Annotated in this window: 30 protein-coding genes and 1 tRNA gene; 9 read left to right on the top strand and 22 right to left on the bottom strand. The window is 33.6% G+C overall.

Features of this window, described 5'->3' with window-relative positions; translation table 11 throughout:
- Nucleotides 1–58: 58 nt before the first annotated feature.
- The 4 genes from WDZ98_RS06170 to WDZ98_RS06155 form a co-directional block, all read right to left on the bottom strand.
- Entirely contained in the window at nt 59–859 is an 801-nt protein-coding gene (locus WDZ98_RS06170) for a helix-turn-helix transcriptional regulator (protein ID WP_368058911.1), read from the bottom strand.
- Nucleotides 860–899: 40 nt separating this feature from the next.
- A complete protein-coding gene (locus WDZ98_RS06165) occupies nt 900–1,868 on the bottom strand; it encodes a nitroreductase family protein (RefSeq protein ID WP_368058913.1) in 969 nt (322 codons plus the stop codon).
- 41 nt (nt 1,869–1,909) lie between these two features.
- Nucleotides 1,910–2,059 (bottom strand): hypothetical protein, encoded by a 150-nt coding sequence (locus tag WDZ98_RS06160; protein WP_368058915.1) that lies wholly within the window; start codon nt 2,057–2,059, stop codon nt 1,910–1,912.
- A 362-nt stretch (nt 2,060–2,421) separates the two neighbouring features.
- A complete protein-coding gene (locus WDZ98_RS06155) occupies nt 2,422–3,108 on the bottom strand; it encodes an ArsR family transcriptional regulator (RefSeq protein WP_368058917.1) in 687 nt (228 codons plus the stop codon).
- Nucleotides 3,109–3,201: 93 nt separating this feature from the next.
- Between WDZ98_RS06155 and WDZ98_RS06150 the strand changes: the two genes are divergently transcribed.
- Nucleotides 3,202–3,975, top strand: a complete 774-nt coding sequence (locus tag WDZ98_RS06150; RefSeq protein WP_368058919.1) for an SIMPL domain-containing protein — start codon at nt 3,202–3,204, stop codon at nt 3,973–3,975.
- Between the two features lie 152 nt (nt 3,976–4,127).
- Here WDZ98_RS06150 and WDZ98_RS06145 read toward each other — a convergent pair whose 3' ends face one another.
- Nucleotides 4,128–5,729, bottom strand: a complete 1,602-nt coding sequence (locus WDZ98_RS06145) for a DUF4377 domain-containing protein (RefSeq protein WP_368058921.1) — start codon at nt 5,727–5,729, stop codon at nt 4,128–4,130.
- A gap of 449 nt (nt 5,730–6,178) precedes the next feature.
- Between WDZ98_RS06145 and WDZ98_RS06140 the strand changes: the two genes are divergently transcribed.
- From WDZ98_RS06140 to WDZ98_RS06130, 3 genes are all read left to right on the top strand, one after another.
- Complete coding sequence (locus tag WDZ98_RS06140; RefSeq protein WP_368058923.1) at nt 6,179–6,784, top strand: response regulator; 606 nt, start codon at nt 6,179–6,181, stop codon at nt 6,782–6,784.
- A complete protein-coding gene (locus WDZ98_RS06135) occupies nt 6,781–7,440 on the top strand; it encodes a transcriptional regulator (RefSeq protein WP_368058925.1) in 660 nt (219 codons plus the stop codon). Before WDZ98_RS06140 ends, WDZ98_RS06135 begins: the two co-directional genes overlap by 4 nt.
- Before the next feature lie 119 nt (nt 7,441–7,559).
- Nucleotides 7,560–8,216 carry a DNA repair helicase gene (locus tag WDZ98_RS06130; protein WP_368058927.1) on the top strand — a complete coding sequence of 219 codons (657 nt, stop codon included), beginning with the start codon at nt 7,560–7,562 and terminating at the stop codon, nt 8,214–8,216.
- On the opposite strand, the gene endA is transcribed toward WDZ98_RS06130, so the two are convergent.
- The gene (gene endA / locus WDZ98_RS06125; RefSeq protein WP_368058929.1) at nt 8,213–8,776 is read right to left on the bottom strand and encodes a tRNA-intron lyase; all 564 of its coding nucleotides are present in this window, start codon (nt 8,774–8,776) and stop codon (nt 8,213–8,215) included. The two genes, WDZ98_RS06130 and endA, sit on opposite strands and share 4 nt — an antisense overlap.
- A 98-nt stretch (nt 8,777–8,874) precedes the next feature.
- Between endA and WDZ98_RS06120 the strand changes: the two genes are divergently transcribed.
- Nucleotides 8,875–9,384 carry a 50S ribosomal protein L16 gene (locus WDZ98_RS06120; protein WP_368058931.1) on the top strand — a complete coding sequence of 170 codons (510 nt, stop codon included), beginning with the start codon at nt 8,875–8,877 and terminating at the stop codon, nt 9,382–9,384.
- On the opposite strand, the gene WDZ98_RS06115 is transcribed toward WDZ98_RS06120, so the two are convergent.
- Nucleotides 9,376–9,639 carry a hypothetical protein gene (locus WDZ98_RS06115; RefSeq protein WP_368058933.1) on the bottom strand — a complete coding sequence of 88 codons (264 nt, stop codon included), beginning with the start codon at nt 9,637–9,639 and terminating at the stop codon, nt 9,376–9,378. The two genes, WDZ98_RS06120 and WDZ98_RS06115, sit on opposite strands and share 9 nt — an antisense overlap.
- A gap of 63 nt (nt 9,640–9,702) precedes the next feature.
- On the opposite strand from WDZ98_RS06115, the gene WDZ98_RS06110 reads away from it, so the two are divergent.
- Nucleotides 9,703–9,779, top strand: a tRNA-Gly gene (locus WDZ98_RS06110).
- Nucleotide 9,780: 1 nt separating this feature from the next.
- On the opposite strand, the gene WDZ98_RS06105 is transcribed toward WDZ98_RS06110, so the two are convergent.
- Entirely contained in the window at nt 9,781–10,206 is a 426-nt protein-coding gene (locus WDZ98_RS06105; RefSeq protein ID WP_368058935.1) for a hypothetical protein, read from the bottom strand.
- The gene (locus tag WDZ98_RS06100) at nt 10,199–11,524 is read right to left on the bottom strand and encodes a cation:proton antiporter (RefSeq protein WP_368058937.1); all 1,326 of its coding nucleotides are present in this window, start codon (nt 11,522–11,524) and stop codon (nt 10,199–10,201) included. The genes WDZ98_RS06105 and WDZ98_RS06100 overlap by 8 nt, the downstream gene beginning before the upstream one ends.
- 425 nt (nt 11,525–11,949) lie before the next feature.
- Between WDZ98_RS06100 and WDZ98_RS06095 the strand changes: the two genes are divergently transcribed.
- Nucleotides 11,950–13,455 carry a chemotaxis protein gene (locus tag WDZ98_RS06095; protein WP_368058939.1) on the top strand — a complete coding sequence of 502 codons (1,506 nt, stop codon included), beginning with the start codon at nt 11,950–11,952 and terminating at the stop codon, nt 13,453–13,455.
- Here WDZ98_RS06095 and WDZ98_RS06090 read toward each other — a convergent pair.
- The 5 genes from WDZ98_RS06090 to WDZ98_RS06070 are packed head-to-tail and all read right to left on the bottom strand — an operon-like array spanning nt 13,452 to nt 18,480.
- Nucleotides 13,452–14,147, bottom strand: a complete 696-nt coding sequence (locus tag WDZ98_RS06090) for a PEFG-CTERM sorting domain-containing protein (RefSeq protein ID WP_368060942.1) — start codon at nt 14,145–14,147, stop codon at nt 13,452–13,454. The two genes, WDZ98_RS06095 and WDZ98_RS06090, sit on opposite strands and share 4 nt — an antisense overlap.
- A gap of 55 nt (nt 14,148–14,202) precedes the next feature.
- Nucleotides 14,203–16,287 carry a cellulose synthase family protein gene (locus WDZ98_RS06085; protein ID WP_368060940.1) on the bottom strand — a complete coding sequence of 695 codons (2,085 nt, stop codon included), beginning with the start codon at nt 16,285–16,287 and terminating at the stop codon, nt 14,203–14,205.
- A gap of 53 nt (nt 16,288–16,340) precedes the next feature.
- Nucleotides 16,341–17,288: a ferredoxin family protein gene (locus WDZ98_RS06080; RefSeq protein ID WP_368058945.1), complete on the bottom strand. Its 948-nt coding sequence runs from the start codon at nt 17,286–17,288 to the stop codon at nt 16,341–16,343.
- A gap of 36 nt (nt 17,289–17,324) precedes the next feature.
- Nucleotides 17,325–17,633 carry a hypothetical protein gene (locus WDZ98_RS06075; RefSeq protein WP_368058947.1) on the bottom strand — a complete coding sequence of 103 codons (309 nt, stop codon included), beginning with the start codon at nt 17,631–17,633 and terminating at the stop codon, nt 17,325–17,327.
- A 1-nt stretch (nt 17,634) separates the two neighbouring features.
- On the bottom strand, nt 17,635–18,480 hold the full coding sequence (locus WDZ98_RS06070) for a sulfurtransferase (RefSeq protein ID WP_368058949.1): 846 nt from the start codon (nt 18,478–18,480) through the stop codon (nt 17,635–17,637).
- Nucleotides 18,481–18,563: 83 nt separating this feature from the next.
- Here WDZ98_RS06070 and WDZ98_RS06065 point away from each other — a divergent pair, with 83 nt between their 5' ends.
- Nucleotides 18,564–19,379 (top strand): NAD(+)/NADH kinase, encoded by an 816-nt coding sequence (locus WDZ98_RS06065; RefSeq protein WP_368058951.1) that lies wholly within the window; start codon nt 18,564–18,566, stop codon nt 19,377–19,379.
- On the top strand, nt 19,369–19,857 hold the full coding sequence (locus WDZ98_RS06060; RefSeq protein ID WP_368058953.1) for an NOB1 family endonuclease: 489 nt from the start codon (nt 19,369–19,371) through the stop codon (nt 19,855–19,857). Before WDZ98_RS06065 ends, WDZ98_RS06060 begins: the two co-directional genes overlap by 11 nt.
- A 31-nt stretch (nt 19,858–19,888) precedes the next feature.
- On the opposite strand, the gene WDZ98_RS06055 is transcribed toward WDZ98_RS06060, so the two are convergent.
- From WDZ98_RS06055 to WDZ98_RS06020, 8 genes are all read right to left on the bottom strand, one after another.
- Nucleotides 19,889–20,575 carry an ERCC4 domain-containing protein gene (locus WDZ98_RS06055; protein ID WP_368058955.1) on the bottom strand — a complete coding sequence of 229 codons (687 nt, stop codon included), beginning with the start codon at nt 20,573–20,575 and terminating at the stop codon, nt 19,889–19,891.
- A 52-nt stretch (nt 20,576–20,627) separates the two neighbouring features.
- Nucleotides 20,628–21,017: a prefoldin subunit beta gene (locus WDZ98_RS06050; protein ID WP_368058957.1), complete on the bottom strand. Its 390-nt coding sequence runs from the start codon at nt 21,015–21,017 to the stop codon at nt 20,628–20,630.
- Between the two features lie 228 nt (nt 21,018–21,245).
- A complete protein-coding gene (locus WDZ98_RS06045) occupies nt 21,246–21,677 on the bottom strand; it encodes a hypothetical protein (RefSeq protein WP_368058959.1) in 432 nt (143 codons plus the stop codon).
- Entirely contained in the window at nt 21,674–22,747 is a 1,074-nt protein-coding gene (locus WDZ98_RS06040) for a hypothetical protein (protein ID WP_368058961.1), read from the bottom strand. Before WDZ98_RS06040 ends, WDZ98_RS06045 begins: the two co-directional genes overlap by 4 nt.
- Nucleotides 22,744–23,853 carry a hypothetical protein gene (locus tag WDZ98_RS06035; RefSeq protein WP_368058963.1) on the bottom strand — a complete coding sequence of 370 codons (1,110 nt, stop codon included), beginning with the start codon at nt 23,851–23,853 and terminating at the stop codon, nt 22,744–22,746. The genes WDZ98_RS06040 and WDZ98_RS06035 overlap by 4 nt, the downstream gene beginning before the upstream one ends.
- Nucleotides 23,854–23,856: 3 nt before the next feature.
- The gene (locus tag WDZ98_RS06030; RefSeq protein WP_368058965.1) at nt 23,857–25,827 is read right to left on the bottom strand and encodes a serpin family protein; all 1,971 of its coding nucleotides are present in this window, start codon (nt 25,825–25,827) and stop codon (nt 23,857–23,859) included.
- Nucleotides 25,828–26,092: 265 nt separating this feature from the next.
- Nucleotides 26,093–26,347 (bottom strand): hypothetical protein, encoded by a 255-nt coding sequence (locus tag WDZ98_RS06025; protein ID WP_368058967.1) that lies wholly within the window; start codon nt 26,345–26,347, stop codon nt 26,093–26,095.
- Between the two features lie 10 nt (nt 26,348–26,357).
- Nucleotides 26,358–26,912, bottom strand: coding sequence for a hypothetical protein (locus WDZ98_RS06020; protein WP_368058969.1), 555 nt, complete (start codon nt 26,910–26,912; stop codon nt 26,358–26,360).
- Between the last annotated feature and the right edge of the window lie 2 nt (nt 26,913–26,914).

Raw genomic sequence — 26,914 nt, 5'->3', positions numbered from 1 at the left:
GGCACAGACCAATTTAGAATCCAAAGACAGCAGGCATTAAATTACAGATGGTTTGAAATTATTCTTTTAGTTTACTTTCTCTGAAAACATCAGAACCATACCAACAGTATCTGAAATAATCAAGACACCATTCATGAAACATTGGATCATTTGAATAAAACATCTCACTGATGTCAGATTCACCATCAAGTGAAGGAAACATCAGACATGCTTCTTTTTCATTAAGTACAACAACTGTTTGGACATTTTTTTCCATCTTTCGCTCTATCAAACCTTTTTCGATTAATTTATCAAATCCTAATTTTTTCAATAGTGCTTTTCTACCCTTTGGAACTACAGCTGATTCTGAAAAGACATAGTTGAATTTCACACCTTGTTTGATTTTTTTCACAAGTGGTTCTATCAAATCAAGTGGAACATCAGATAGGATTTCATAGATGTAATCATCAGAATTTTTGTAGATTTCTTTCCATTGTTCTAAAACCTTTGATACACCTTTAACATACTGAGAATTTGCTAATTGTCCACATCGCATTTGAAATTTATGAGGAATTCCACCAAAAGTATGTTCTTCAAAGTATTTTCTATTCTGTGTCAAAAATACAAGTGATGGGACCTGAGTACAAACTGTCTGTCCAAATGTAGTAAGAGAATACTTGCCACTCACTTTCTTTTTTATCAATCCAGTTTTTTCCAATCGTAGAAAGTTACGATGAACTTCTTGTTTTGTAGCATCAATTTCTTTTGCAAATTCTGTAGGAGTAAGATCTTCATTGAGTAGACCAATAAGAATACTTAATCTTTGAGAGCTTGCAAGCTCTAAAACATAATCTGCAGTTTCATCTATGAGATCAGTCATTGATAATAGTCCTCAATACTGGATAAAAATGATTACAGATCTATTCAATTACTTTGATTAGTTCTTTGAGTTTCCTTCTAGATTTTGGAGGCTTTTTCTTGTCAGGATATCCAATACAAAGAATTGATGAAGGCTGCAAATCTGTGCCTAAAATGGCTTTTACCTTATCCTCATCAAACATCCCAATCCAAATTGTACTGAGTCCAACACCTGACGCTGCCAATAATGAAAAAGATGCTGCAATTGTTGCGTCTTGTAATGAGAATTTTTCCAAGATTTTTGGGGGAAACTTTAGTTTAACTCTAGAAGGATCAGTGCAAAAGACCAAAACTACAGGAGCGTCAACATAAGGTTGCTTGTTGGCAGCTTCTACAAGTGCTTCTTTTGTTTTTTTATTTTTAATTAAAAATACTTGAAAACCTTGAAAGTTTCCAGCAGTTGGGGCAACATCTGCGGCAGATAAGATCTTGTCAACTTTCCAATCCTCAACTTTAGTTTTTTCAAATTTTCTAGTAGAACGCCTAGTAGCAAATACTCTAAACAAGTCGGTAGGAGAAAGATCTTGTCTGAGATTTTCTGGTTCAGAAAATAGGATTGCTTCAATTAATGATTGTTTGTGAGTTTTTTCAGTAGATTCTTTTGATATTTTTTCATCATCATGAATCCAAACTGAAGGGTAAAACTCTTTAGTTCCAATGTAAACATATTGCGGTTCATGAGGAATTTTAGCAAATTCTAAAATCTGTTCTTGAAGAACAGTTGTTTTTACCTCAAGTAACCTATGATTTGTTAGTGTGAATTGAGTGACATCTGAATTAACTCTGATGAAACTTGATTGATCTTCAAGTTCAACTTCACCAGTAGAGTTTTTTTGTAAAATCTCAACTAAATTTTCTAATTCAGTTTTATTTAGAATTACTATATCTGTATCATCATCATCTATTCCTTTCCAAACTAATCTGCAGCCTTCTTTTGATGTGTATGAAGCGTCTACAGTTTGAAATTGCATGTTACCAGTTCTGCAAACCATATAAAAAATAAAGTTTGTTGCTAGCCTAAAATTCCACTAGCAACAAGGTAGGCACCAGCACCAATTCCCATTACTACACCTATTCCCATGCAGATGAGGTCAAATTTTACGACCTTTTTGAATGGAGCATGTACCATTTTATCCCAGTTTGAGATTTGTTGTGATTTCATGATTATAATTAGTACTAGTTACAGATAGAATATGGTAAAAGAAATAGATTACAAGTAAGCTGATTAGCTGACCAAGGTATATGATCAAAAGATACGTAGTATTAGCATGCGAATTGATAGTTGTAGAAGATGTGGAATCGACCTAGAAGAGAGTAAAAAATGCTCAATTTGTAACAACCCGATAAAATTCAGTTGTAACAAATGTCACTTTGAATCAGAAGAACAAATTCATTCTTTATGCAGAACAGGTATTACAAATTACAGATCTCTAGTTTCAAACGTAGCATAATTTTTACGTAATTTAGTACCAACTCCATTTGGTTTGAAATCAATTTGGAATTATAATTTTCATTTTCTTGCATCTAATAGTTATACTTTGCATTGTTTAATTTTTGTTTGATTATCAACTCAATTATTAGTCCTGAAACTATGACTGAAAGAACTGCAACCACAGACAATAAAATTCCAATTTGTGGATCAGATGAACTCGATGACAATACATCTTGCATATTCTCTGATGATTCTGGGATTGAACGCATCATCATAGACTCTGATGATTCAGATACCATTGATGAAGCCTTGGACTGTGCTGTCTCTGGAACACTAGTCTGATTTTGAAGAAATTGTGATGAAAACCATGCCGCAATTGAAACACCACCAAGTGTTGCAAGCCTATGAATTCTTGTAAAGGAATTAAACAATGATTTGCTTTTCTTTGCAGGTTGGGTCATGGCAGTAGGAAGAATTACAATTGCAAATTTGTCAATTGTGTAATATTTCATGTCATGTGACTTTGAGTTTTTTCCAACATTTGCGATCTTTACAACTTGAGCCGATTGCATTTTTTTTAAATGGTGAATTACTAAGGGTAAAGACATTTCTGTTTTCTGAGCTATTTGATTTGCAGTAAGTGATTCGTTAAACAAAATCTTGAGAATATTTCTACTTGAATCAGATGACAGTATTTCTCCAATTGTTTTTAATTTTTCATCTTCAGTAGATAAAATATCTACTCTGTCCGATAAATCTGGAATGTCATCAGAACTCATTGAAACATAATTCTTTCAACTTGTATTATTAAGATTTCTCGTTAAATTGAAATTTAATCAAACCTTATCTTCAAAATATTATTATCTAAGACCATGAAGAAATCAAAACAGCTAGTTATTGCCATGCTTGCAGTACTTGCAGTGTCTGTTTCCTTTGGAGCATTGTATCCTGAAGCAAATGCACAACCAGCATCAATTCTCTCGTTGGAAAAGACCCTGTCAGTTACAGGTATGGCAACAGCATCAGTAGATCCTGATCTTTTAACTGTCAATTTTGGCATAGAAATTCAGAAACCTACTGCAAAACAAGCACTAGAGGAAAATTCCAAGATGATGAAGAATGTAATTTCAGCACTAAAATCCGTTGGAATTACAGAATCAGAGATTAGCACATCTTCTTTGAATATTTATCCTGTCTACGAATACATCAGCGATGAGTTTTTGGGAATTCAGACAAGAGAACTTGTAGGATACAACGTATCAAATATTCTCTCAGTAGAAACAGAAAAACTCAATCTTGCAGCAGACATCATAGACAATGGTGTAGATGCAGGAGTAAACAGAGTCGATTCTGTGTATTATTCCCTATCCCCACAAAAACAAATGGATCTCAAAGATGATTTGTTAGAACAAGCCATAACAAATGCAGAGTCAAAGGCAACAAAGGCACTAGTTCCACTTGACCACACGGTAATTGGAGTAAAGAGTATTTCACTTTCAGAATTTGGAATGCCATACCCACAACCAGTGTTTAGTGGAGACTTTGCAATGGCAGAATCAAAGATAATGTCATCAACTCCAGTGTTTTCTTCCGAACAAGATATCACAACATCAGTACAGGTTGTGTTTCTTATCGGAAGCAACTAATTTTTTATTTTCTTTTCCTCCAAATTTCAAGAATTAATTCAACTTTGAAATCTCTTGTTCTATTAGTGGGTTCTGTACCATATTAACCAAATAGACTCCAACAACTATTATTGCAATGCCAATACCTATTGAGCTATTCTGCCCACATTGAATTATTTAAATTTCAAGTATTCTATCATTGCAGTACAATGATCAGCCATAAATGCATCTAGATTTCCAAGTTTTCCTGTCCATTGAGTAATTGTATTTGTGATACAAGTATCTAACGGAGTAGAGTCATCTGAATCTAGTGCTTCTTGTGCGTTATCCATAACACTCTGAGTAAATTCTTTGTTTGTAGAGATATGATCTTTGTTTGCAAGCATGTTTGTATGACCAGTAATGAGCACATCAAAATCATAATTTTGTAAAGTATCATGAGTGTCTAAATACAAATCAATGTTAGGAGTTACACCAAATGCCTTGTATGGAGATTGCTCTGGACGTATCAAATCAACTATCATTGCTACTTTTTGTTGAGGTGCCAAAATCAAAATATCACCATTAGAATGAAAGTTTCCAAGATGATGTAATTCCAGAGTTTGATCACCTACAGTCAAAGAATACATTGCATCATCAAATGTTATAGAAGGTATTGGTTTGTCAGGATTATTTTCTTGTTTTAGTACATCTGCCGTCTGTTTGTGCGAAATGTATGTAACATCTGAGGAAAATATCTTGCCTGCGTTACCAGTATGATCTGTATGACTATGAGAGTAAATCATATGAGTAATAGGTTCTGATGTAACTTCTTTGATTGCATCAAGATATTTTTCTCCAATTGCTTGCGGAGCATCAACTGCTATAACCCCTTGTCCTGTAGTTACAAACATTGTCTGATAACCGCCACCAACTAACCAGTAGATGTTATTTGCAATCTCAGTAACAAAGTATCCCTTGTTTTCATCAATCGTTACGGGGTGTAAAGTATATTCTAGAGTCTTTTCAAATATTCCGTCTGTAGGTTTTGTAATGTCTGAGCATTCACCTTGATGACTTGATGGGATATGTGCATATTTGATCATACAACTGTTTCCATATGTTATTCCATCCACACCACAGATTGGTGCATATTCAAGAGTACATGCAAAAACGGGCATGAATGTTTGCCATCCTCTCTCTTTTAGTGTTGAGATGGATTGTGGTTTGACACATGCTGGTGCTGCATCATTAGAATTGAATATCTGTAGCAAGCCTTCTGCACAAATTACATTACTGGCAGAAATTCCTGCATTTCCTTGTTGTAGCGGTCTAAGGTATGGTTGTGTTACGCCATCCATTACACATACTTTTCCTGGATAAGCTCCAACACCACATCGGTCATTGAGAACGCAGATTTCACCTAGTGGGACAAATCCAGGTGCACACATGTTTTTGTATGGAAAATGTTTTGTTGTTGATTCTTGTTTTATAATTCCGATTAGTTCATATTTTTTACTTGAGGTATCTGTTGGAGGATTTACAATATCTGTAATTTTAACAGAGATTTGATAGGATGTTCCCTGTGCAAATGAAAGCCCATCAATACTGCCATAGAAATTTATCCATTCAGAGTATTGATTTTCTCTAACTTGCATACATTTTTGTGGACTAACCCCAACACAATCAACTAAATTTGGACTGACAAAGAGAGTTTTTGTTTCATCAGCAAATGATTCATGAGTACCTAAAAGTCCTAAAAATAATAATATGGTAAATGTCCAGATTGGTCTCATATTGTGTGTTAGAATTAATGCTTTAAAATGATTTGATAAAAACGACACTCGTACAAACGTATCAGTTCTTTATCACATATGGGATCCATGAGACGAAATGGATTGAAGAATTCAGTACTCTTCGCTATCTTTTAGCCATTTTTGAACATCGTTGAGCATACTTGTTTTTACCATTTTAGAATGAAACAGGCATAGAATTTCATTTGACATGCATGTTGTACACTGGGTTATCTTTTTCATCACAAACAAAGTTTCAGATTGACTAGGTATGCTTTTGCATAATATTGTATTCAATAGCAGGATTACAAACCTGCAGCATTTATCAAAATGTGTGTCAATACAATGAATTACATTGTCAAAAATTCCCAAAATTGGGAACTCAGATATAAGAAAATCATATAAAGTATGAACATGAGATAATTATATGATCAAGAGGAGTCAATATCGTAATGGTTAATTGTATAGTAATAGATGACGATCAAGACATTGCAGATATTTTTTCAGAGTTATTAAAAATAAACAAAATAGACGTTCTTGCAAAAGGTAACAATGGTAAAGAAGCAGTAAAATTGTATGAACAACACAAACCAGATGTTATTTTTACAGATTTAGATATGCCAAAGTATGATGGACATTATGCAGTTGAGAAAATAAAGGAGAAATATCCAAATTCCAAAATAATAATAATGACCGGAGATATCAATGCACAAAACGCAAATATTTTCAAAGTACTAAAGATACCAGTAATTAACAAACCATTTAACATTCACGAAATAAAACAAATGGTTACAGAGATACTCATTACAAATGATACCTTACCTATGCCATTTGAAATTCAGTATAGATTCAAAGAAGATGACAAATATTATTCATGTGTGGTGACCTATGAACAGTACATAAATTTCAAACAATTGCCAATCATACAGGAATGTGAAATAACAAACAATAATCAAAGAAATGCAGATTCGCATGAAAATGAAATGGAAAGGGCGCTAGAGTTAGCAGTGAAAAATGATACAAGTCACATTCGTAATCTATCAGAGGTAATAAGATGACAGAAGCACGAAATAATAATATGAAAGTATTACCTCAGGAAATCATGATAGGAGTAGATCAGATCTTTGCAACAACTCTTAAGGAGATCATTGTAAAGAATCTAGGCAACACTACAATACAAAAGATACAAGACAGATTATTTGAAAAATTTGGCATATCCATAACTACTGCTATGGAAGAATTTGAGAAAATGGATTATGTATTAAGAGAATTTTTTGGGGCAGGAGCTGAGGGATTAGAAAAGAAATTCTTGGACAATATATGCAGTATCAAATCAAAAAAAGACCAAATTGAAAAAAGATTTACAATATCAGACCCATCAATGAGTCAATCAATTCTAAAAGCATTCAGTGATGATGAAATGTCAAAAATTCTTAATGCATCTATTGGCGAACCATGGACCATTTCAGAAATTTTAGAAAAACTAAAGATTCAAGAAACGCCAGGATATGAAAAAATCAATTTCTTAATAGAAAACAAATTGTTAGTGCAAGTAGGAACGTATGAAAATGAAAGTGGTGAAAATATTGCTAAATACAAATCATTGTTTGATAATGTTAACATTAACTTTGGCAATAAAATTACAATAAATGTTCAGTTTACTCAAGAAGTTGCTAGGAATAGTTCTATTCTTCAAACAGTATACGGAAAATAAAACATTCAACAAAACAAGTCCTGCCCAATCTAATTTGATTAAATAGTTTGGGAGAAAGTTTCAATTAAAAAGAAATCTTAAAGTGTTTCTTTAAATAATAAAATCACAGTTAGGCATTGTTGGGTCTAAGAGAAATAAAGTTAAAAGAAGAATATCGTTCAGATGTCAACGATATAGTTTCAGAATTTTTCTTGCCTTGCTTGAGTAACTGTATAGAATATAACAGATGTGTGGATTTTTTATCAATTCATACACTATCTACGATAGCAATGGGATTTGACAAATTTGCTGAAGGAGAAGCAAAATTAAGAATGATCACTGGGCATAAATTCAGAGCGTCAGAATTAATCTTGTTGACAAGACTTTTTTCTGAAAAATACAATAAATCATTGAATAAAAAATCAATGAAAAATTCCAAAATAAACAACATAAAAAACATCATAGATAATGGACAAGTAGAACTAAAAATAGCAATTCCAAATTCAGATCAAGTGTCAGATTCATTCTCAGAAAGGATAGGAATTTTCAGGGATGAACAAAACGATGTAGTAGCATTTACAGGAACATCCAATGGGACAATAGTCAGTCAATCAAGAGATTTTGAATCGGTGGATGTATTTACATCATGGAATGATAAATCAAGAGTGGAAAGAAAAATATCAGATTTTGAAGATCTTTGGAAGAATAAAACAAATTATGTTGAAGTATATGATTTTATGGATGCAGATAAAAAAGGTCTTTTAAAATATTCACCAGAATGGATCATGCAAGATTAAAATTGAAATGATTCTTCCAATCTAGATTTGTTCTCATAAAAATTCATCTTGTTGATTTTGTAATAAATCACTTCGCCGCGACGTTCAATTACAGCAATTATTGGTTCTTTTCCCATTTGAGTAATATCTTCAATCTTTTTTTGTAAAGTTCCCATCTTTTCTTGTTGTCCCTCATTAAGACCAAAGATTAAGAATTTTGCACCCTTTTCACCAAAATGCCCTCTCTCATATACCCTAAAATCAGAACCAAACCCAAACCCATCTTTTACAACATATCCTCGATTACGCAGATCACGATATATCAAAAATTTAGTAAGAATTTCAGAATCAGTGTTTTGACATATACTCATAAAAGAATCAAAATCAATTTGTTTTTTGTTCTTTTTTAGAATCAATCTTTTTGTATATAGCAAATAGAGTGTTTCAAATGATTTTAAGAATAATTTCTCTTTTTCAATTTCACCAAATCCTTTTAGATCAAGTTCATGAATCATATTCTTATCAGAAATACATCCTTGATTTGAAACTAATTCGCCAATAACTAGAGGAGTTTCTTCCATAATGAAGAGAAAAATATCAGATTTCCATATAAGCATTGGAGATAGTGAATGCAGACAAGTCTAACCGTTAAAATATGGGCATTCAGGCTTGAAATATCATGCATGGTGCTAATTACAGAACAGCAACAGGTCAAGTATTTACCAGAAAAGAATACATCAAAGGTAAACCACAAATCAAAATTGCAAAATTTCAAGGTGGTAAAAGAGGCACTTACCAATATTGTGTTCAATTATTAATTAATGAAAAAATTCAGATTAGACATATGGCAATTGAATCTGCAAGATTAGCTGCCAATAAAACACTAGAGAAAACAACTGGAGAATCAGGTTATTATTCACGTCTTAGAATTTATCCGCATAATCTCCTTAGAGAAAATAAACAGATTGCAACTGCAGGTGCAGATAGAGTTTCAGAAGGAATGAGAAGATCATGGGGAAAAGCAGTCAGTTTAGCTGCAAGAGTTAGACAAGGACAATGTATTATGGAAATGTACGTCAATGGAGATGTTAATCTGGCAGCTGCAAAAAAAGCACTTGTTGGATCATGTGTAAAATTACCAGGTACTCCTCTAATCAAAGTGATTGAGTGGAATAAGATATCACCATAAATTTTCTAAATCTAATTTCTTGGTTTTGATAAACTCTAAAAATTCTGCAAATTCTTCTTTAGTTGGATCTCGATTTAGAATTCGTTTAGATTGATAATAAAATGCATTGTAGATTCTACCTACAACAATGCCCAAAGCGAATGATTTGGAATTATCGATGATCGAGAAAGAGTGAATCAGTTGTTTGATATCATCTTTATTTGAAATAGTGTCACGAATTTTTTGTTCTAATTTTTTGAGAATGATTTCATCCATAACATATCTTATTTGAAATAGTTAAAAACAGTTTAATATCCAAATTCAGCCTTTAGGGTTGTTGCAGTTATAGTACAGTCTGGTTAGTACTCGTGCTTGCCAAGTACGTGACCCGGGTTCAAATCCCGGTAACTGCACCACTCAATTTTGTGAAACTAGGGCATTTTGAATTATTTCAAGTGCATCTTGAGCTTTTTCGGGACGAGGTAATTGAATCATGAACACATTGTCTTTTCCATAATTAGATTTTGGTGAAGCAAGTGCAAGCATTGATGTTTTTGCAAGAGATGTAAAAAATTCAAAATCCGTTTTAGCGTTAACTAGAAATGTTTCCACGATATTGCCTTTTGAAAAAGTTAACGTTATTTCTACAAAAACATTTCCAAATCCATCATGAAGAATATTGAGATCAGTGTTAATAGATAATGGTTGTCCGGCAACTTTTGGCAGTATCGCATCATATTTTTTTTCGTCTAATTCAATACAGGGCGTATTTTTTCCATCAAAATCAAAAGTAGTGATACCAGGATGGACTCTATCTAGTAATTGTTTTAATTCATCAGACATTTTTTTTCGAATCCAAGATAGGGATAATTTTATCTCCAGTCTTCATCAAAAATGGAGAAATAAATGCAGAGATAATAGAAATAATACCAACAAGTGGGAATAGGAAAGCACTGACTGCTCCAACATCAACACCTACTTTGATTATAACAATTGAAAATTCCCCTCTTGGAGCGGCCAATGTAAATGCAGAGCGTAGAGCCTTACTACGTTTTTGTCGGAAAATCAGATTTCCAATCATGTTGCCTCCAAATTTCATACCGGTAGCAACTGCAATCAGAGCTATTGCTATGAAGATATAATTTCCAACATGTGAAACATCCATCAATGCACCAACTGAAATAAAGAAAATAGCCACAAACATATCTTTTATTGGACTAGAAATTAATTTGGCAACTTCAGCAGATTTAGATTCAGCAATAAGCACTCCAGCTAGAAACGCACCTATTGCAACAGACAATCCTACAAGATTTGCAAGTAATGCATAGCCAAAACAAACACCTAGAACACTAAGTAACAAAATTTCACGACGTTCTGCAGAAGCAACTTTATCTATTAATGGAGGAATTATGCGAGTACCCACAGTAAATGTTCCAATAATTAGACCAAATGCTACCAATACAACTATAATAATAGCCTCAACTGATACAGTACCTACTAGAGCGATAGATTGTAATGAAGATATCAGAATTACTGCAATAACGTCCTCTACAATCAAAATACCAAGTACAAGGAGAGATGATTGATTTTTGATTTTTCCAGTTTCTTCTAAAAGTTTGACAATTATTGCAGTACTAGAAATAGATAGTGCAGCTGCAATAAATAATGAGTCCATAAAATTCAATCCAAGTGCACTAGCAGCATAAAATAAAACACCTAATGTAGAGAATAATCCAACAGTCCCAACTCCAATTGCTATACGACCGATGGTTTTGATTTTTCCATAAGGAAATTCTATACCAATTACAAAAAGAAGTAAAATAACTCCAATTTCTGCAAAAAGATTTAATGCCGTTGTATCAGATAATATCCCAATACTATCCAAAGCATTGGATGTAGAACCGCCTTCAGGTAAAATCCAAGCCCAAAATGGGGACAAAGGTCCAATGAGCATTCCTGCAAAAAGATATCCAATGATCAAAGGTTGTTTGATTTTGAAAAAAGCAAGTGTGACAACTGCGCCAATGATCATAATGAATGCTAAATCAGTTACAAAACTTTGATGTAATTCAGGAGTAAATTGTTCAGTTAAGCGAGTTACAACATTACTAATGGAATTCTGAATTTCACTTGAATCCAATTGAAGTTGGATGTTTTGCACATTATCAAATTATCAAGTTCATTTAAAAACGATTAATTATGGATTTAAAAATAATTATCAATTAATTGTACAGATAATAGGCTCAATAATTTTCGTAATGTTTAACCTCTTTATGCCCAAATACAATAGTCCAAATGCAGAATGATGATTAGGTCAAACTGAATAAAATGTAGAGATATGACCTGGGGTATCTGACTGTATAATGGTTATTGAGTAATCACCTTATTATTAATAGTACGGTACTATACCGTACTATATGATTCAATGTGAATATTGTCCAAGAGGATTTATCGACACAGCCAACGGATTAGCTGAAAAGACATTTCATGAGTTACTTCACGAACCAGAAGTTGTAAACAAGTAACTCTTTACATGTTTTATTTTAGACCCAACTTTTTTATCTTTAAATTTTTAATTGAGTTTACATGGCTACTAGTGGGATAAAGAAAAAAACATCAAAACAGGTGAAAAAAGAACCTAGTCCATCAATATTACTCAAAAAAGTAGCATCAGTTTCAGACTCCAATAAAGCATTACAAAAAGAGATCAAAGTAATGTCAAAGATTTTTGGAGAGAACCAAAAAGTGCTAGTATCAATGAAAGGCATGATTGACGCACTAACATCAACATTAGAATACATACAAAAACAATCAAAACAAATCAACATAATTGAAGATGACACTCAGAAACTATATGCAGGATTAAATCAAGTAAGGGCCCAATCAAATCTAGTAAACAAAATCAATGATCAAACTTCAAAATTAGAACAGGAAATCAATAGAATTTCAGAATTACAGAAAACAACCAAACCTCAAGAATTATCACAACAGGTAGAGGATAGCATGAATTCAATAAAAAATAATTCGCAGATGATAATCAAAATTGCTCAAAGAATTGATGAGGTAAGAGATGATCTCAGAAAAGTATCTGGAAAAGCAGATTCACTTGTAGGAATTAGTTCCGAAATAGATAATCTAAAAAACAACATAGAGGAGATTTCAGGAAAAACTGCAAAATTAGACACAAGCTCTCAAATAATTGAAAGTCTCAAACAAGAACTAGGAAGAATTACAGATGGCATATCATCTACTTCAAATCTCAGTTCAGAACTAGATGCAATAAAAATTACAATTGATACGATATCATCAAAAGCATCAAAAATTGATTCGTTAGGAGGAATAATTGATGGGCTAAAACAGCAATTCGATACAGTATCATCAAAAGCAATTTCAGTAGACAATTTGAGCCTAGAATCAATCAAAGATTTAAACGGAAAAATTGACAGAATTGAGACAGAGATAGGAACGCTAGCAAAAAGAGCAGATTCCACTGCATTTGTAGGTGAAGGACTCAAATCAGTCCAAGAAGAAGTTTCCAATTTCAAACAAAATGTATTTGATAAAACAAATAGTATTGATCAAAAAATATCTTCAGTTTCAGACACGTTAAAAAGACAAGACGAATCAACAATAGAATTTCATAAAAAATCTGAAAAATTATTTGATGAAATTCAAAAAATTAAAAACGTAACAAGCAAGGCATCTAATGATTCATCAAAAGAAGTGATGGCCCTATTGAAACTGTCAGAATATCAATCAAATATCAGAATGAATGCAGAATCAAAATATGGCGCAATACAAGATATTGAAAAAATGGCATCACAAACTGCAGATATTGTTAATCTATTTGATAGATTGTCAATAGAATCAGGAGAAAAAATTCCATTGCCTCATGAAGTAAGACAGTGGGCAGTAAGTAAAATACTAGATTGTGCAGACAAATGGGAAGTTAGATTCAGTGATGTTTATTCTATTTTGACAAACGCCATAGGAAGAGACATGCTAAAAGAATCAATCAGAATTCAGCAAGTGAGAGACATTTATGGAATCAGAGCAGTGGATGAGATTAGACAAGATCTAAACATTTCTTAAATTCCAATTTCATCCTCTTTCTTAAGTTGCTCTTTCTTTCTTTTCAATATAGCAAAGATTCCAATAATTGCTGCAATCCAAATGGCACTAAACATCATATTTGCAGGGCTCACATACATGTAAGGAGTTGCATCCATGATATTGATTTTCAGTAATAGTGCTCTGTCATTGATATCTAACATTCCTGTATGATAGGCAGCATTATCTTTAGAAACAGAAGCGATTTCGTCCAATCCTGCAAACATTGCATCTACATCATTTTGAATTCGTAGAAAATTAGTAGATTCAGTACCAAATATCCAAACAGGGTTTTTTGCAATAACTTTTCCACTTGCGTCAGTTGTTTCAGGAATATTTTTCATCACTATATTCAAATCAGTCTGAATCGATACCAAATGATTACGTATTACATCAGGATCAGAAGAAGATCTGGCACCATCAAGATTTCCTCGAATTCTATCTAGAGGGTAAATGTCAGTATTGTAACCAGAAATTGCCATGTATCCACCAAAAACAATTATCCCAAGGATTCCAACCATTGCAAGTTTGTAGAGATTAGGAGACATTGTTGTTTTATCACTGACGTTCATATGTGTATTATTTGAAGTTAATCTCGATTTTGCAGTTACGGCTATGATGCCTATAATTGCAACAGCCAATATTACCATGGCAAGTGTACCAAATTCAGGCATCAATTAGAGTATCTATCAGATACATAAAAATTCAATGGAATTTTTAGAAATAAAACTAATTTGTTTCTAAATGGACATTATTAATTACATCAATTTTCTTAAGTTGCTCTTTCTTTCTTTTCAATATAGCAAAGATTCCAATAATTGCTGCAATCCAAATGGCACTAAACATCATATTTGCAGGGCTCACATACATGTAAGGAGTTGCATCCATGATATTGATTTTCAGTAATAGTGCTCTGTCATTGATATCTAACATTCCTGTATGATAGGCAGCATTATCTTTAGAAACAGAAGCGATTTCGTCCAATCCTGCAAACATTGCATCTACATCATTTTGAATTCGTAGAAAATTAGTAGATTCAGTACCAAATATCCAAACAGGGTTTTTTGCAATAACTTTTCCACTTGCGTCAGTTGTTTCAGGAATATTTTTCATCACTATATTCAAATCAGTCTGAATCGATACCAAATGATTACGTATTACATCAGGATCAGAAGAAGATCTGGCACCATCAAGATTTCCTCGAATTCTATCTAGAGGGTAAATGTCAGTATTGTAACCAGAAATTGCCATGTATCCACCAAAAACAATTATCCCAAGGATTCCAACCATTGCAAGTTTGTAAATACGGTTAGCAGTTTTTTCTTTCTTTGTTAAACGTTTAACATTATGAGAGTTATTTTTCTTAAATCTAGTATGAGACAAACTCATGTAAGCAATGTAGAAGAAGCCAATAGTTTGCAGAAGAATAATAGGTACAAAAATAGGATTATTTGAAAATATAGAGACGAAAATTCCCATAATCCCATAAACGCCAAAAAATATTTCTAAAAGTGTGGTTTGTGTAAATGGTAAATTGTATGCTTTATTTCTCCAATCATCGTCTTTTGTAACAATTCCATATTTTGGAGTTCGCAGAAATTCATTCTTCTTACCAATAATTGCGTCAAAGACTGCAACAGTATTGTTAACAGACATTCCTGCATTATAGACCAATAATGCTGGAAGTAATTTTGCTTTTGATTTCCATGATTTATCATACATGCTCTGTATTATGACAATGTATGCACCTGGACCCATTGCAAGATATGTTGCTATAGTTAATGCAGGAAGAAAACTTACCACATAAAGATTGATTTGACCAGCCAAGAGAATAGGCAATGCTAAGAATTGTATCAGCATGAGAGGATAAACAATATGACGAGTGAGCTGGATGAATGCTTGAATTTTTGCTTCAATAGCTATTTTACGTTGTAACATAACATCAGAGAGTAATTTTACAGCACATTGAATAGAGCCTTTTGCCCAACGAAATTGTTGTCTTTTAGCAGCATTCATTTGTGCAGGTAGTTCTGCATCAACTACAATATCAGGTAAAAATACACATTTCCATCCTTTCATTTGTGCCCTATAACTCAAATCAAGATCTTCAACAAGAGTAGCAGTATGCCATCCTCCAGCATCTTCAATGCAGCCGCGTCTCCAAATTCCAGCAGTGCCATTAAAGTTCATAAACAAATGAGAGTTACTTTTTGCTTTTTGCTCTACAAGAAAATGGAAATCAAGACTAAGTGCCTGAACTTGAGTAATAGTGGAATAGTTTTCATTCACATGTCCCCATCGACACTGTACTAAACCAATCCCAGGTTTTGAAAAGTGTGGGATTGCCTGTTTAAGAAACCATGTTGGAGGTATAAAATCTGCATCAAAGATAGCAACAAGATCAGTATCAGTTGTTTGCATTGCATGTTTTAATGCACCTGCCTTGTACCCTTTCCTTGTTCCACGTCTTATGTGTTCAATTTGAAATCCTTGTTTTTGATGATCATTAACTACCTCTTCAAGTAATTCAACAGTATCATCATCAGAGTCATCACAAACCATTATTCGCATTTTGTCTTTGGGGTAATCCAAATTACAAACAGCATCCACAAGTCTCTTTGCAACATATTTTTCATTGTATATTGGTAATTGAATGGTTACAGACGGAGTTCCCCAATCAAGAGTAGATGGGATATCTTTTCTTTTTCGAGAGAGAAAAGCAAGATAATAGAAATTAACAGTGTATGCAGTGATTATGATTGCCGAAAAAATAAAAAGATCAAATACAAATGTAGTGAAGGGGTTTAATACCATGTCCCAAATTCACAGAATCATTATTCGCTATTTATACTTGTAAAAGATTCAGATTATTTTTGCTCAAAAATCTTGATTGCTTGAGGAGGACAAACGCCTTCACATGCAAGACAGAATATACAATCAGGTTCTTTTGACATTAATGGTTTCTTCTCAGATGCAGGATTTCCAGGAGTATCAAACCATTCATAGACGCCAACTGGGCATGCTTCAATACATCCACCATCAGCAACACAAATATCATAATCTACTGAAACAAATTCACCCCAAACACCCAAGATTCCATTATTGGTACCTTTCCGTCCCCAAGTTTTGATTGTATGTTCAGGAGCTTCATATGTTCCAGATGGTTTAACTTTGGATTTGAAATCAACGTCAATTGGGCCTGGTTTAGCACCGTCTGGGATTTCAATTGATTCGTCATCTTCTACAGCATCTTCATCTTTGGCTTCAACAGGTTTTGGTTTTGCGCCAAGAACAATTTTAGCTAAAGGAGTAATTTCTTCAAGTTTTTGTATAGCTGCTACTTCAGATATTTTTTCTGTCTTTACAAGATATGAAATCATCTTGTCTGCCAAAATTGTATTTCGTAAAATTGTATCAATTACCATTTTTGCAAAATGATCAGCCTTTTTTCTATAATCTTTAACCCAATTAGGATCACCAAATTTCTCGATGGGGAAAATTTGGTAAATAATATCTACAACTTCACCAGTAACAATTTCTACGGTAACTGATAAATCAACTTCTTCATACCCTTTTGCATCAGGATCATCCATGTTTTGCTCCTTCCAGCGATATGTTGCAAAAATTCTGTCAGCATACATATCCATTTCAAATGCTTTTTTAAGACCGTCATGAACCGATTTTAGTTCTACAGGCTCTTCAAGTTTAATTGGCAATCTGTATAGTCCCAGTTTGAATCCATGTAATGGATATACACCACGTTTAGCTGTAGGTGCTTCCATTGACCAGACGCGATCTTTTAGTAGTAAAGACATCTAACGTATCTAACTTGATTTTAGATAAAAAGGTTATCAGTCATCGTCAGGACATGTGAGTTCTCGAAGTTCGGTATATTTTTTCTCCATAGCTTCTGCATGAATAACTACTTGAGGCAAATTGTATTCGTTTTTTGAAAAATACCATCGTATAGGAACCCAATGACCAATACCGTCCATATCATGAATCATTCCTTTATCAGCTTTGACATTTAATTTTTCATCAATAGATGTTTCTTTAATTTCAAGACCACGTTTTGTTTTATCTTCCATTATGATATCAGATTCGCCGTCTTTGATAAAATAAAAAGTACCTTTCTCAAGAACGGGAAGGTCTAAAAGCAATTTATTTTTCCACAGGATTTCCTATCATGTTACCCCATTCAGTCCAAGAACCATCATAGTTTCGAACCTTTGGATAACCAAGTAAATATTTTAGAACAAACCAACTATGTGAAGATCTTTCACCAATCCTACAATAACAAATTACGTCCTTATCAGGAGTAACACCTTTTGGTTCATAGTTTTGTCGCAACTCTTCTACAGTTTTGAATGTGCCATCAGCATCATTAACTGCAGTTGCCCATGGAATATTATTTGCGTGAGGTATGTGACCTCCTCTTTGTGCATGCTCCATTGGATATTCTGGAGGAGCCGTTATTTGACCAGAGAATTCTGCAGGAGATCTCACATCAACCATTACGGTATCTTCTTTCCCTAATGCTCTACTAACATCAAACAGATATGCACGCAATCCTTCATCTGGAGGTTGTCCAATGTAATTTGTTGGTGCAATTTTAGGTTCATCTGTTGTATAATTTTTATTTTCTAATTCCCATTTTTTTCGTCCACCATTCATGATCTTTATGTTTTCATGACCATAAATTTTGAAAACCCAGAACACAAATGCTGCAAACCAATTATTAAAATCACCATAAAGAATTACTTCAGTATCGGCAGTAATTCCATTTTTTGACATTAGTGCTTCAAATGCTTTTTTACCAATAATATCCCTAGTAACAGGATCATTGATGTCACGTTTCCACCAGATTAAACTGGCATCGTTGATGTGACCTTTTTGATATCCATTTACAGGGTCATAATCAACTTCAACTAATTTCCTTTTTTCATTAGGAGGGTTTTTTGATACCCATTCAGTGTCAACTAATACTTCAGGATGTGCATAATCCATGCTTTGTACTGATTTGTTTTCATACTTAATTGTTTTTCGATGAAAAATATCATTTTTATGTAAATACGATTCAGAAGAACTGCTTGAAACTACAAAAAGTGGCAGTTGTAAGTAAGGTTGGTTCTAAAGATTCAGAACAAGCAGCAATAGATGTCACAAAAAAGCTTTTGGCAAAAAAAGTAACAGTGTTTACAATTTCACCAATTCAGGTAGAAGGAGCAAAACAAATAGAAACACTAGAAGAATTAAAAAAAGAAAAACTAGATTTGGCTATAACTCTTGGGGGAGATGGAACAACTCTTCGAGTTTTTAGAAATTTAGATAATGAAACACCTATTCTAACAATTAACGTAGGTGGAAACAGAGGTATTTTAGCAGAAATTACAATTGAAGAAATTGATAAAGCAATAGATGAAATTTTAAAAGATAATTTCTTTTTAGATAAAAGGACAAGAGTTGTTGCATCGTGTGGAGGAAAAGAATTTCCACCAGCATTAAATGAAATTTACATCACTAGAACAAATTTAACTAAAACTGCAGAGATTAAAATAAAATTTCAAGATGATATTGTAAAACAAAAAATGGACGGAATGATAATTGCAACTCCAAGTGGATCTACGGGACACTCATTTTCATTAGGAGGTCCAATTTTACATGAAAGTTTAGATGTTTTAATTCTCACCCCTGTTGCACCAGTGTATAGATTAGCATCGTTAGTTGTACCAGATGAGAAAATTGAAATAACATGTTCTCATGATTGTAACATAGCAATGGATGCGCAGGTAGTAAAAACAGTAGGATATGAAGAGCCAATTACTATCAAAAAATACAAAAAACCAGCAGTCTTTGTAAGATTAAAAAAACGAGGACTGAGACAGATGAGCAAGCTTGGGTTTTAGGATTTTAGATGCAAGTGCATTTTATGCAGGAGTTCCATTTAGTTCATCTGAGGACTGTTATACAACATCATTAGTGTATGACGAAATAAAACATATTAAAAAAAATCACGATGCATTAGGAACTCTACTCGAGACCAACAGATTAAAAATTAGAGAGCCAGATCCAGAATCAACAAAAACTGCGATAAAAGCTTCAAAGAACACCGGCGATTTTCCTCAATTATCAAAACAAGATATTTCAATTATTGCGTTATGCATAGAGTTGAATGGTGAAATAATTAGCGATGATTATGCAATCTCAAATGTATCCAAGAATTTAGGCTTGAAGATATCACCGATTATGACAAAAGGAATAGAAGACATAGGGATGTGGATCCATTATTGTCCTGGATGTAGAACTAACCATACTTCAGGAAAAGAATGCCCAATATGTGGAACGCCATTAAAAAGGAAATTACTCAAGAGTAAATTAGCATGAAAAATTTGATCTGTTAATTTATGTAATGATATTATACATCATGCAGAGTTTTTTGGTTTGAAGATTTTTGAAATTTACTTTGAGTGTCCATAGTCTTTTTGATCTTTTTTGCTCTGGCTTCACCTAAACCTTCAATCTTTGATAATTCAGCCAGTGTTGCACTAAAAACATTCAAAGGAGTTCCAAACTTTGTAAGCATTCTTACTGCAAATTTTTCTCCAACTCCAGGTAAGCTACAAAGAATAGATAGTTGTTGTTTTTCTAAATCGTTTGATTTTTTAATTTTTTTCAAAAATGGTCCTTTTTGAGAATCTTGTCTTGAACACATTGATACTAGCAATTTAGCAGTATGAGATGCACTGGGAGTTGGGATAACTGGAATTTTAAAATCAAGGACAACAGTAGAAAGAGCCCCATAAAAGATCAATGGATTTTCAGTAATTTCCTCAATTTCATCAACGTTTCCCTCCATGAGAACAATAGGATGTTCAAAATGTTCCTTTAATCTAGAACATTGATCAAAGAGTCGTCCATCAAAAACAGATGCCATAAGATCACGAATGCTCTTTCTTTCAACAACAGTTTCTGGAGCTACAATGTAATCTCCAATAGGCAATGTTTTCATCTCTAGATTCAAACCAACAGATTTGAGAAGATCTGGGATACCGCTTTTACGTTCTCTTTCATCTACAATAATTCGAAGTTGGTCTAATTTCACACATAATGTTTGAAGTGAATTGTTAATATCTTATATGAAATGGGCGTGAAAATTATTTTCTAGGATTATCCTCTGCTGAGGAAGGTTTTTGAGAACCACTTTTCATCATTTCAGTAATTTTACTTTCTTGTTCTTTGAGAGATTCTTTAAGACGTGTTTCTTGTTTTTCAAGAACTGTAGCACGTGTTTTAGTCAATTCAATTCGTTCTTCTAATTCATCAATTAGTTCTTGTTTTTTGGATTTAATTAAAACTGTTCCAGCCTGTTTGTATACTGCTTCACCATCTGTAACCTTTCTTAATTCTTCAAGAGCTTTTTCTGTTTCAGCTTTCTCAATTTCAAGATGTTGTTTTTGAGTCATTACTGATTGGAGGTTTTGTTGAGACTGTTGTAGTTTCATAAGTTGTTCTTGAAGCCATGGTGGCATTTGTCCTGATGACATATTTAATCAAAAAATTTGTTTCATTATATCTTTACCGAAATAAACCAATATTGTCCATTTTTGAGATTTTATTTATAAATAGCAAATTAATGAAAAATACAGTTTTTTTGTATTAATTTCTGAAATTTTTCTAATGTTTTTGATATAATAAACTTTATAATTAAAGTGTTGTACTTTCCGAGCTTATTTATTTCAGCGATCCGATCAAAAACCCAGATAATCCATATTTCATGTACACATGACGATATCATCGCGAATTATTTGAGAATCACCAATATGATCTTTTATAATTGAGGTCAACTTTTCATGATGGATTTGATCTTTTGTCCACGAGCCACCAATGGAAATGATAGTTTCCTCATCATTATTTTTAATTGTAATTTCTCTATTTGGAACATCAAAATCAGAACCAAACATGGAAATTGTGGATCTTAAGGATGAAATTAATTTCTCTTCATCAATTATGGTATTTTGCATGTGCCATTGTGTCCAACAAAACATATCATTTTGATGAATTTGAGGAATATTGGACAAAGCAGTTGGAATGTCATGGGGATTGTCATCATCAAATGATGTTTCATTAATGTAGGGATAAATTATTGTGCCAATCAAAAATACGGTTACTGAAATTCCAATAATTATCAAAAGTTTTGTTTTCATTTTCTATTATCGTTATAATCTGGCTCTTCAATTATAATTGGTACATCAAATGGAATTAGTTGTTCTGCTCTTGCTTTGTAGTATTCTTTAGCATTTGGTAATGCATCTAAGATTGCACGATTAAAGTCAAGTGTGATTCCTTTGTCATTACCAGAGCCCATTGCCCGCCAAGGGATTTCCGAATTTTTCAGTATGGCAGCACCGATTTGCTGTTTATCATGAAAGGTCAGTTTACTTGTATTATCTGGAATAATATCGATTTGCCCTCCTCCCATGTGATCAGATGCAATACTTCCGGATACAGGCAGTGTTCGTGCATGCCATTCATAGACACCATATCTATCAAAAGTCATAGATGCCGTAGTAAGTGGCAAAACAACAGGGCCATACCAAACAGGATCTTTCCAACCACCGCCATCGCTTTGAATTCTAATTGGAACTAGCAAATCATTTTGAAAATTTACAGTAATGTCATTATTGCCAGAAATTATCAAGTCACGTGGAATTGCAACAGAGTCATCATTTTGTTTTTTAATTACAATTGTATTGTTCTGACTAAGTATAGAATCAAATGGTAATTCTTGACTAGTGTCAAAAAACTTTAGTGGTGTAATTCCAATTTTTGACACCTTAGCTTGATTGGTCATGCCAGATAATCTGTAAGTATTTCCATCAGTATCGTTTACAAATGCTTCAAAGGATACATGTGGAGGTAATGACGTAAGCATCATTCCTGAATGCACCTTAAAATCAGGATTAATTACATCAATGTTTTGTTTGTCAAGTTCATTTAGCATTTCATTTTTTACCATAAGTGATCCTAGTTGTTCAAAAAAGGCATCACCATAAATTTTGTGAAAAGACATCAAAGAATCAAAACTTTCATTTTGCCATTCAGAAATTGTTTTTCCAAGATAAACCTCAGATGTAACTGAATGCGTGAATTTGTAATCAAAATGGCTGGAACTGTTTTGATTTATGGATTTATCATGGTCAATGCCAACAACTATCAATGCAGAGATTGTAATCATTGTAGTCATTCCAATTATTATCAATAGATTGGTTTTCATTTTCTTTTTCGCCAAATTTTAATACTAAAAATTATTCCAGCAGATATTGCAATTAAAACTGAGATTATGAAAATTATAGTTATAATCCATTGATGACCATAACTAATCCAACTCATGCTCGATTCAGATGGAATATCTAACTCATTAGAATTTCTTTGTTCGTTGATTATTTTTGAAAATACCCTGTTCATTTTATAATCTGCCCAAATAGCATCTTCCACTAGTAGCCTAGTGCCACTTGATTCACCTGTAGTTGTCAAAAAAACATCACCATAAAAATATCCAGTGTCAGGCGAAGTTTCAGTTACAGTTAATTGAATACCGGTATGATCAGTATCAGAGAATACATGAATATCAAATGAATCTTTAATCGTGGGATCTAGATTCATGTCTTTGTCAATAACTTGAATTTTAGCTATATCATCTGATGAATAGAGATCTTTGTCCCATTTCAATTTAATTCCATCATCAATTGGCGGTAACCATTTGTCACAAAGTAATGGATTGTAATGGTCTTCCCATGAAGATATTTTGTAAGCATCCACCCATTTTGCCATTCTATAATGAGTTTGTCCATCTGAAATAAATTCAGTACAAAGTGTTGCAGGTGGATTTAATTGTATTTTTTCAGTACTCCAATTTCTATTTGGAATTTCCCAGTCTCCAAAGTTTAACTCAATGTTTCTGGCATACTGTTCCATGATGGATTTCTCAGTTAGTGGCTCTGTACTTACCATAAAGGAATCAAAACACGGTTCTGGCAGAATTGTTGCAACACAACCTGCATAGGCATACTTGATTTCCAAAGTATCTGCAACACCCAAAAAGATTGGCTCTAGGAAACTAGTGTAAAGCGATTCCAAAAATCCAGGAGTGCCATGCTCTGTAGGATTCCAAGTGCATGTTAACAAATCAAAAGAATGAGTGTGATTGTATAATCCAATTGAAGGAACTACTTGATTATCTTTGGGAGGAACACAGTTTTGTACCCAATCAGATTTCTTTATCTCTTGGTCTTGTAATGACAAATAGTATTGATCAGATGCTAGTAAAGATACCAGTATCACAACAAGTATTCCAGTGATCATCAAAAGTCTAGTTTTCATTTTCTACTGTAACGGGTCTACAACCTTACCAATAAACAAAATACTTCCAGTTTCATTGTCCTGAATCAAGAAAATAAACTGACGATCCAATGTAAATTCTAATGGACCAGACTCTGCCACAAGTATTCCTGTAACCGCTGCAGATTCAGTTCCCTCCTCATTGATATCAACTATTGCTTTGTGAACTGCCTTGTCAATATACAGACCAGAATTCGAAATACCTCCAAAGTCTGCATCATCAAATGCATCATGAATGCCCATCTCCTGCAGCAGATATTTCAAATCATATGTTGTTTCAAGTTTGAATTTTGGCATGTACAGTTTGATTTTCTTTTTGTGCATCTCTTCTTTCCATTTGTTTAGATTGTCTGCAGACAGATCTCCTTCCAAAGAAGTCATTCCAGTTGGATCTTTTGGCAGTAAGATAATCATGGATAGTCTGTCTCCATAGTATGGCAATTCCAGAATTTGCACTAGATCATTTATTGCAATGTTGTAAAATGTAGTTTTTGATTCCATCATTGGTACTTGAACTGTTACTTTGGGAGTGACATGAAAATCACTCATTACTGTTTTTTCTTTGTCAAATGGTTCTGACCAGTTTCCCTTAAAGTAAATGGCATTAGTTATTGCCAATTTTGTATTAGGATCCAATGCATCAAAGATTTTTTTTATTTTCCCACGGGTCTTTGTGTCTGCCCATTGGTTTATGATGTCAAGACTCTTTTCTTTGGATGAAAAATCAACTGATTCTATTTCGCTGCCATAGTATGTCTTTGCAGTATCAACATATTGTGGTAGCACCTCAAAGTTTTCTGCAATCCACAATGCATTTGATAATGACAGGGTGTTGTTTTGTTCTTTTATGTTGAGCTGTTTTTGCATGCTTGCAAAGCCTGCTCTTCGTTTTGCATCATCTACTTCAAACCCAAACACATCTCTTATCTCGCCTGCTGTGTGGTCTCTAGCACCTTCATATGCAATTGCAAACGCAGTAAAGATACTTGTAGGTGAGAAAAACACATTGTGTTCTTTGTCTTGTGACACTTGAGAATAGAATCTAAATGCAAACTGATTGTTTGCACTAGGAATGTCTGTAGGGCCTAGATATATCGTGGGAGCCCCTCGATTTACAGCGATATGCAGAGTAAGAGTCCATCCACGTTCGTACAGATTTTGAGCTGATTTTGGCGTGACACATGCGGGGGAGCCGTCATACTTTTGAATTAGGAAAAAATCATCTTTACATTGAATGTCATCAGCTAAATGCCCTGACTTGAACTGTTTTAGTGGCGGTTCAAGCATATGATTATATGAACTTGCTCCCCATTTTCCAGAAGAATCGGTGATTTGTTTTTGTGATTCATCAACTACACAAATATCGTTTTGCAGTATTGTTCCTGCCCCACAAGTTTCATACACTGAGATATCCTGTTCAGGTTCTGGAATCTTAACAGATACATCAAGTTGAGATGGGATTAGTTTTGATTTGTAGGTATCAGAATAATTTTTGTAAATAGATTCACATTTAGGATCATTTACAGTTACTGATTGTAATCTACCAGCAGCTACAGAAATACTATCAATGTTTATTTTATCTGCATTATTGACAGGTATTCTGAGATGAATAAAGCAATCCGTTTCAGTTTCTTTGATTGACACTATCAATGTATCTGAATAAAATACTGCCATAGAAGAGCCAAAATCAAGATTTGTCTTACGTGGGATATTTTTTGGAATCATTATGTTGATGTCAGTGTTTACTGTATCATCAAATGAAATAGTGCCATAAGGTAAAGTTTCACCGTTCCAATCAAGTATGATGTCTGTAATGTGCCTGTTATCGGCATATATGTAAAAATCATCAAGATCAAACTTTAGATAGTCATCATTTGGAACAGAGTCTGCATAAATATCTGAGATAAGAAACGATGAGAGAGTAAATCCAATCAAGAATAGGACAGAATACTTCATACTGTATGAAATGCAATTATTCATCATTGAAAAGTGCTTCGAACATATCATACCATAGATTCATTTTATTTTTCAGCAAAATCACAGTATAATAGCGAAAAAAGTTTGTACAAAACCAGATATTTGTGCCTATTTTGGAGGGGATTTCATGTGATCTTGACCTATTTTACAATTATAAGCATCAACATCATCTAGTGAGAATGTGTATGTAGTGCCAACAGTATCAAGCCTAGTTTTCATTTAATCAAAAGAATTCCATTTTGCATCATCGGGTATTATGCATAGTGGTGAAAGTCTTCTCCATGCCAAAATCATTGTCATTTGTTACCATATTTACAGAGCCAACAAAATAGTTACTGCGACTCTTTCCATCAAAAACGCCACAAAAAGAAATGACATCGTTATCGCCATAATCCATGTGGTATTTTCCTACTTGGTATTTGTAAAAATTAAGATTGGTATTGTCTTTGAGATAGTCATGAATGTAATTTACTACAATGGTCTCCTCTATTGGAGTCAACGGTGTTTTCTCAGTCCAGTAACTGTTCCTCTGCCAGTGTCTGCGCATCACAGAAGCAACTTCCATGATTTGGCTTGCAGGGCATTGGGTTTTCTGTAAACACATCTACATCGTATATTCTTGATTTGTCTATTCTCCCTTCAAGCCAGTACACCTGTTTGTCATCATCAATTACATAACCACACTGATAGCTTTGTTCCTGATACATGGATATCTGAGCACCACGCAACAAAACCATATGAGACGTCTCAACATCAACTCCAATCTCATGCAGTTTTTCTTGGAATAGTGGTGGGAGTAGTTTCTTGATCAATACATCATAGTCTATCTTGCCCTCGTAATCAAATGGAACGTTGTAATTTTCAGTGTATGGCAGTAATGTTCTGCTTGATGGTTCTCCCTCGTAACTGATTTTGGGGTTTGTTGGATCTCCAAACATTTTCTGATTTTCTCTTGGATCGTATGATGACCACCACAAAACTCCCAAGGATGGAATTACTGCAAAAGTTGCTAAAATGGAACCTGTGATAATTCCAATTATTGTTAACTTGGTTCTAGTTTTCATTT

Origin of the sequence: Candidatus Nitrosopumilus sp. (genome assembly GCF_040878665.1) — an archaeon.
Lineage (GTDB): Archaea > Thermoproteota > Nitrososphaeria > Nitrososphaerales > Nitrosopumilaceae > Nitrosopumilus.
The sequence above is the reverse complement of the archived record's forward strand: the minus strand, read 5'-3'. Positions and strand labels throughout refer to the sequence as shown.

Coding starts and splice junctions, on each gene's coding strand:
- WDZ98_RS06035 (WP_368058963.1), bottom strand. CDS start 23,853: ATGAAAACTAGACTTTTGATGATCACTGGAATACTTGTTGTGATACTG.
- WDZ98_RS06120 (WP_368058931.1), top strand. CDS start 8,875: ATGCATGGTGCTAATTACAGAACAGCAACAGGTCAAGTATTTACCAGA.
- WDZ98_RS06105 (WP_368058935.1), bottom strand. CDS start 10,206: ATGTCTGATGAATTAAAACAATTACTAGATAGAGTCCATCCTGGTATC.
- WDZ98_RS06095 (WP_368058939.1), top strand. CDS start 11,950: ATGGCTACTAGTGGGATAAAGAAAAAAACATCAAAACAGGTGAAAAAA.
- WDZ98_RS06070 (WP_368058949.1), bottom strand. CDS start 18,480: ATGGATTATGCACATCCTGAAGTATTAGTTGACACTGAATGGGTATCA.
- WDZ98_RS06170 (WP_368058911.1), bottom strand. CDS start 859: ATGACTGATCTCATAGATGAAACTGCAGATTATGTTTTAGAGCTTGCA.
- WDZ98_RS06040 (WP_368058961.1), bottom strand. CDS start 22,747: ATGAAAACCAATCTATTGATAATAATTGGAATGACTACAATGATTACA.
- WDZ98_RS06050 (WP_368058957.1), bottom strand. CDS start 21,017: ATGTCATCAGGACAAATGCCACCATGGCTTCAAGAACAACTTATGAAA.
- WDZ98_RS06045 (WP_368058959.1), bottom strand. CDS start 21,677: ATGAAAACAAAACTTTTGATAATTATTGGAATTTCAGTAACCGTATTT.
- WDZ98_RS06145 (WP_368058921.1), bottom strand. CDS start 5,729: ATGAGACCAATCTGGACATTTACCATATTATTATTTTTAGGACTTTTA.
- WDZ98_RS06135 (WP_368058925.1), top strand. CDS start 6,781: ATGACAGAAGCACGAAATAATAATATGAAAGTATTACCTCAGGAAATC.
- WDZ98_RS06085 (WP_368060940.1), bottom strand. CDS start 16,287: ATGGTATTAAACCCCTTCACTACATTTGTATTTGATCTTTTTATTTTT.
- WDZ98_RS06160 (WP_368058915.1), bottom strand. CDS start 2,059: ATGAAATCACAACAAATCTCAAACTGGGATAAAATGGTACATGCTCCA.
- WDZ98_RS06165 (WP_368058913.1), bottom strand. CDS start 1,868: ATGCAATTTCAAACTGTAGACGCTTCATACACATCAAAAGAAGGCTGC.
- WDZ98_RS06115 (WP_368058933.1), bottom strand. CDS start 9,639: ATGGATGAAATCATTCTCAAAAAATTAGAACAAAAAATTCGTGACACT.
- WDZ98_RS06020 (WP_368058969.1), bottom strand. CDS start 26,912: ATGAAAACTAGAACCAAGTTAACAATAATTGGAATTATCACAGGTTCC.
- WDZ98_RS06090 (WP_368060942.1), bottom strand. CDS start 14,147: ATGCCTGAATTTGGTACACTTGCCATGGTAATATTGGCTGTTGCAATT.
- WDZ98_RS06030 (WP_368058965.1), bottom strand. CDS start 25,827: ATGAAGTATTCTGTCCTATTCTTGATTGGATTTACTCTCTCATCGTTT.
- endA (WP_368058929.1), bottom strand. CDS start 8,776: ATGGAAGAAACTCCTCTAGTTATTGGCGAATTAGTTTCAAATCAAGGA.
- WDZ98_RS06155 (WP_368058917.1), bottom strand. CDS start 3,108: ATGAGTTCTGATGACATTCCAGATTTATCGGACAGAGTAGATATTTTA.
- WDZ98_RS06140 (WP_368058923.1), top strand. CDS start 6,179: ATGGTTAATTGTATAGTAATAGATGACGATCAAGACATTGCAGATATT.
- WDZ98_RS06080 (WP_368058945.1), bottom strand. CDS start 17,288: ATGTCTTTACTACTAAAAGATCGCGTCTGGTCAATGGAAGCACCTACA.
- WDZ98_RS06150 (WP_368058919.1), top strand. CDS start 3,202: ATGAAGAAATCAAAACAGCTAGTTATTGCCATGCTTGCAGTACTTGCA.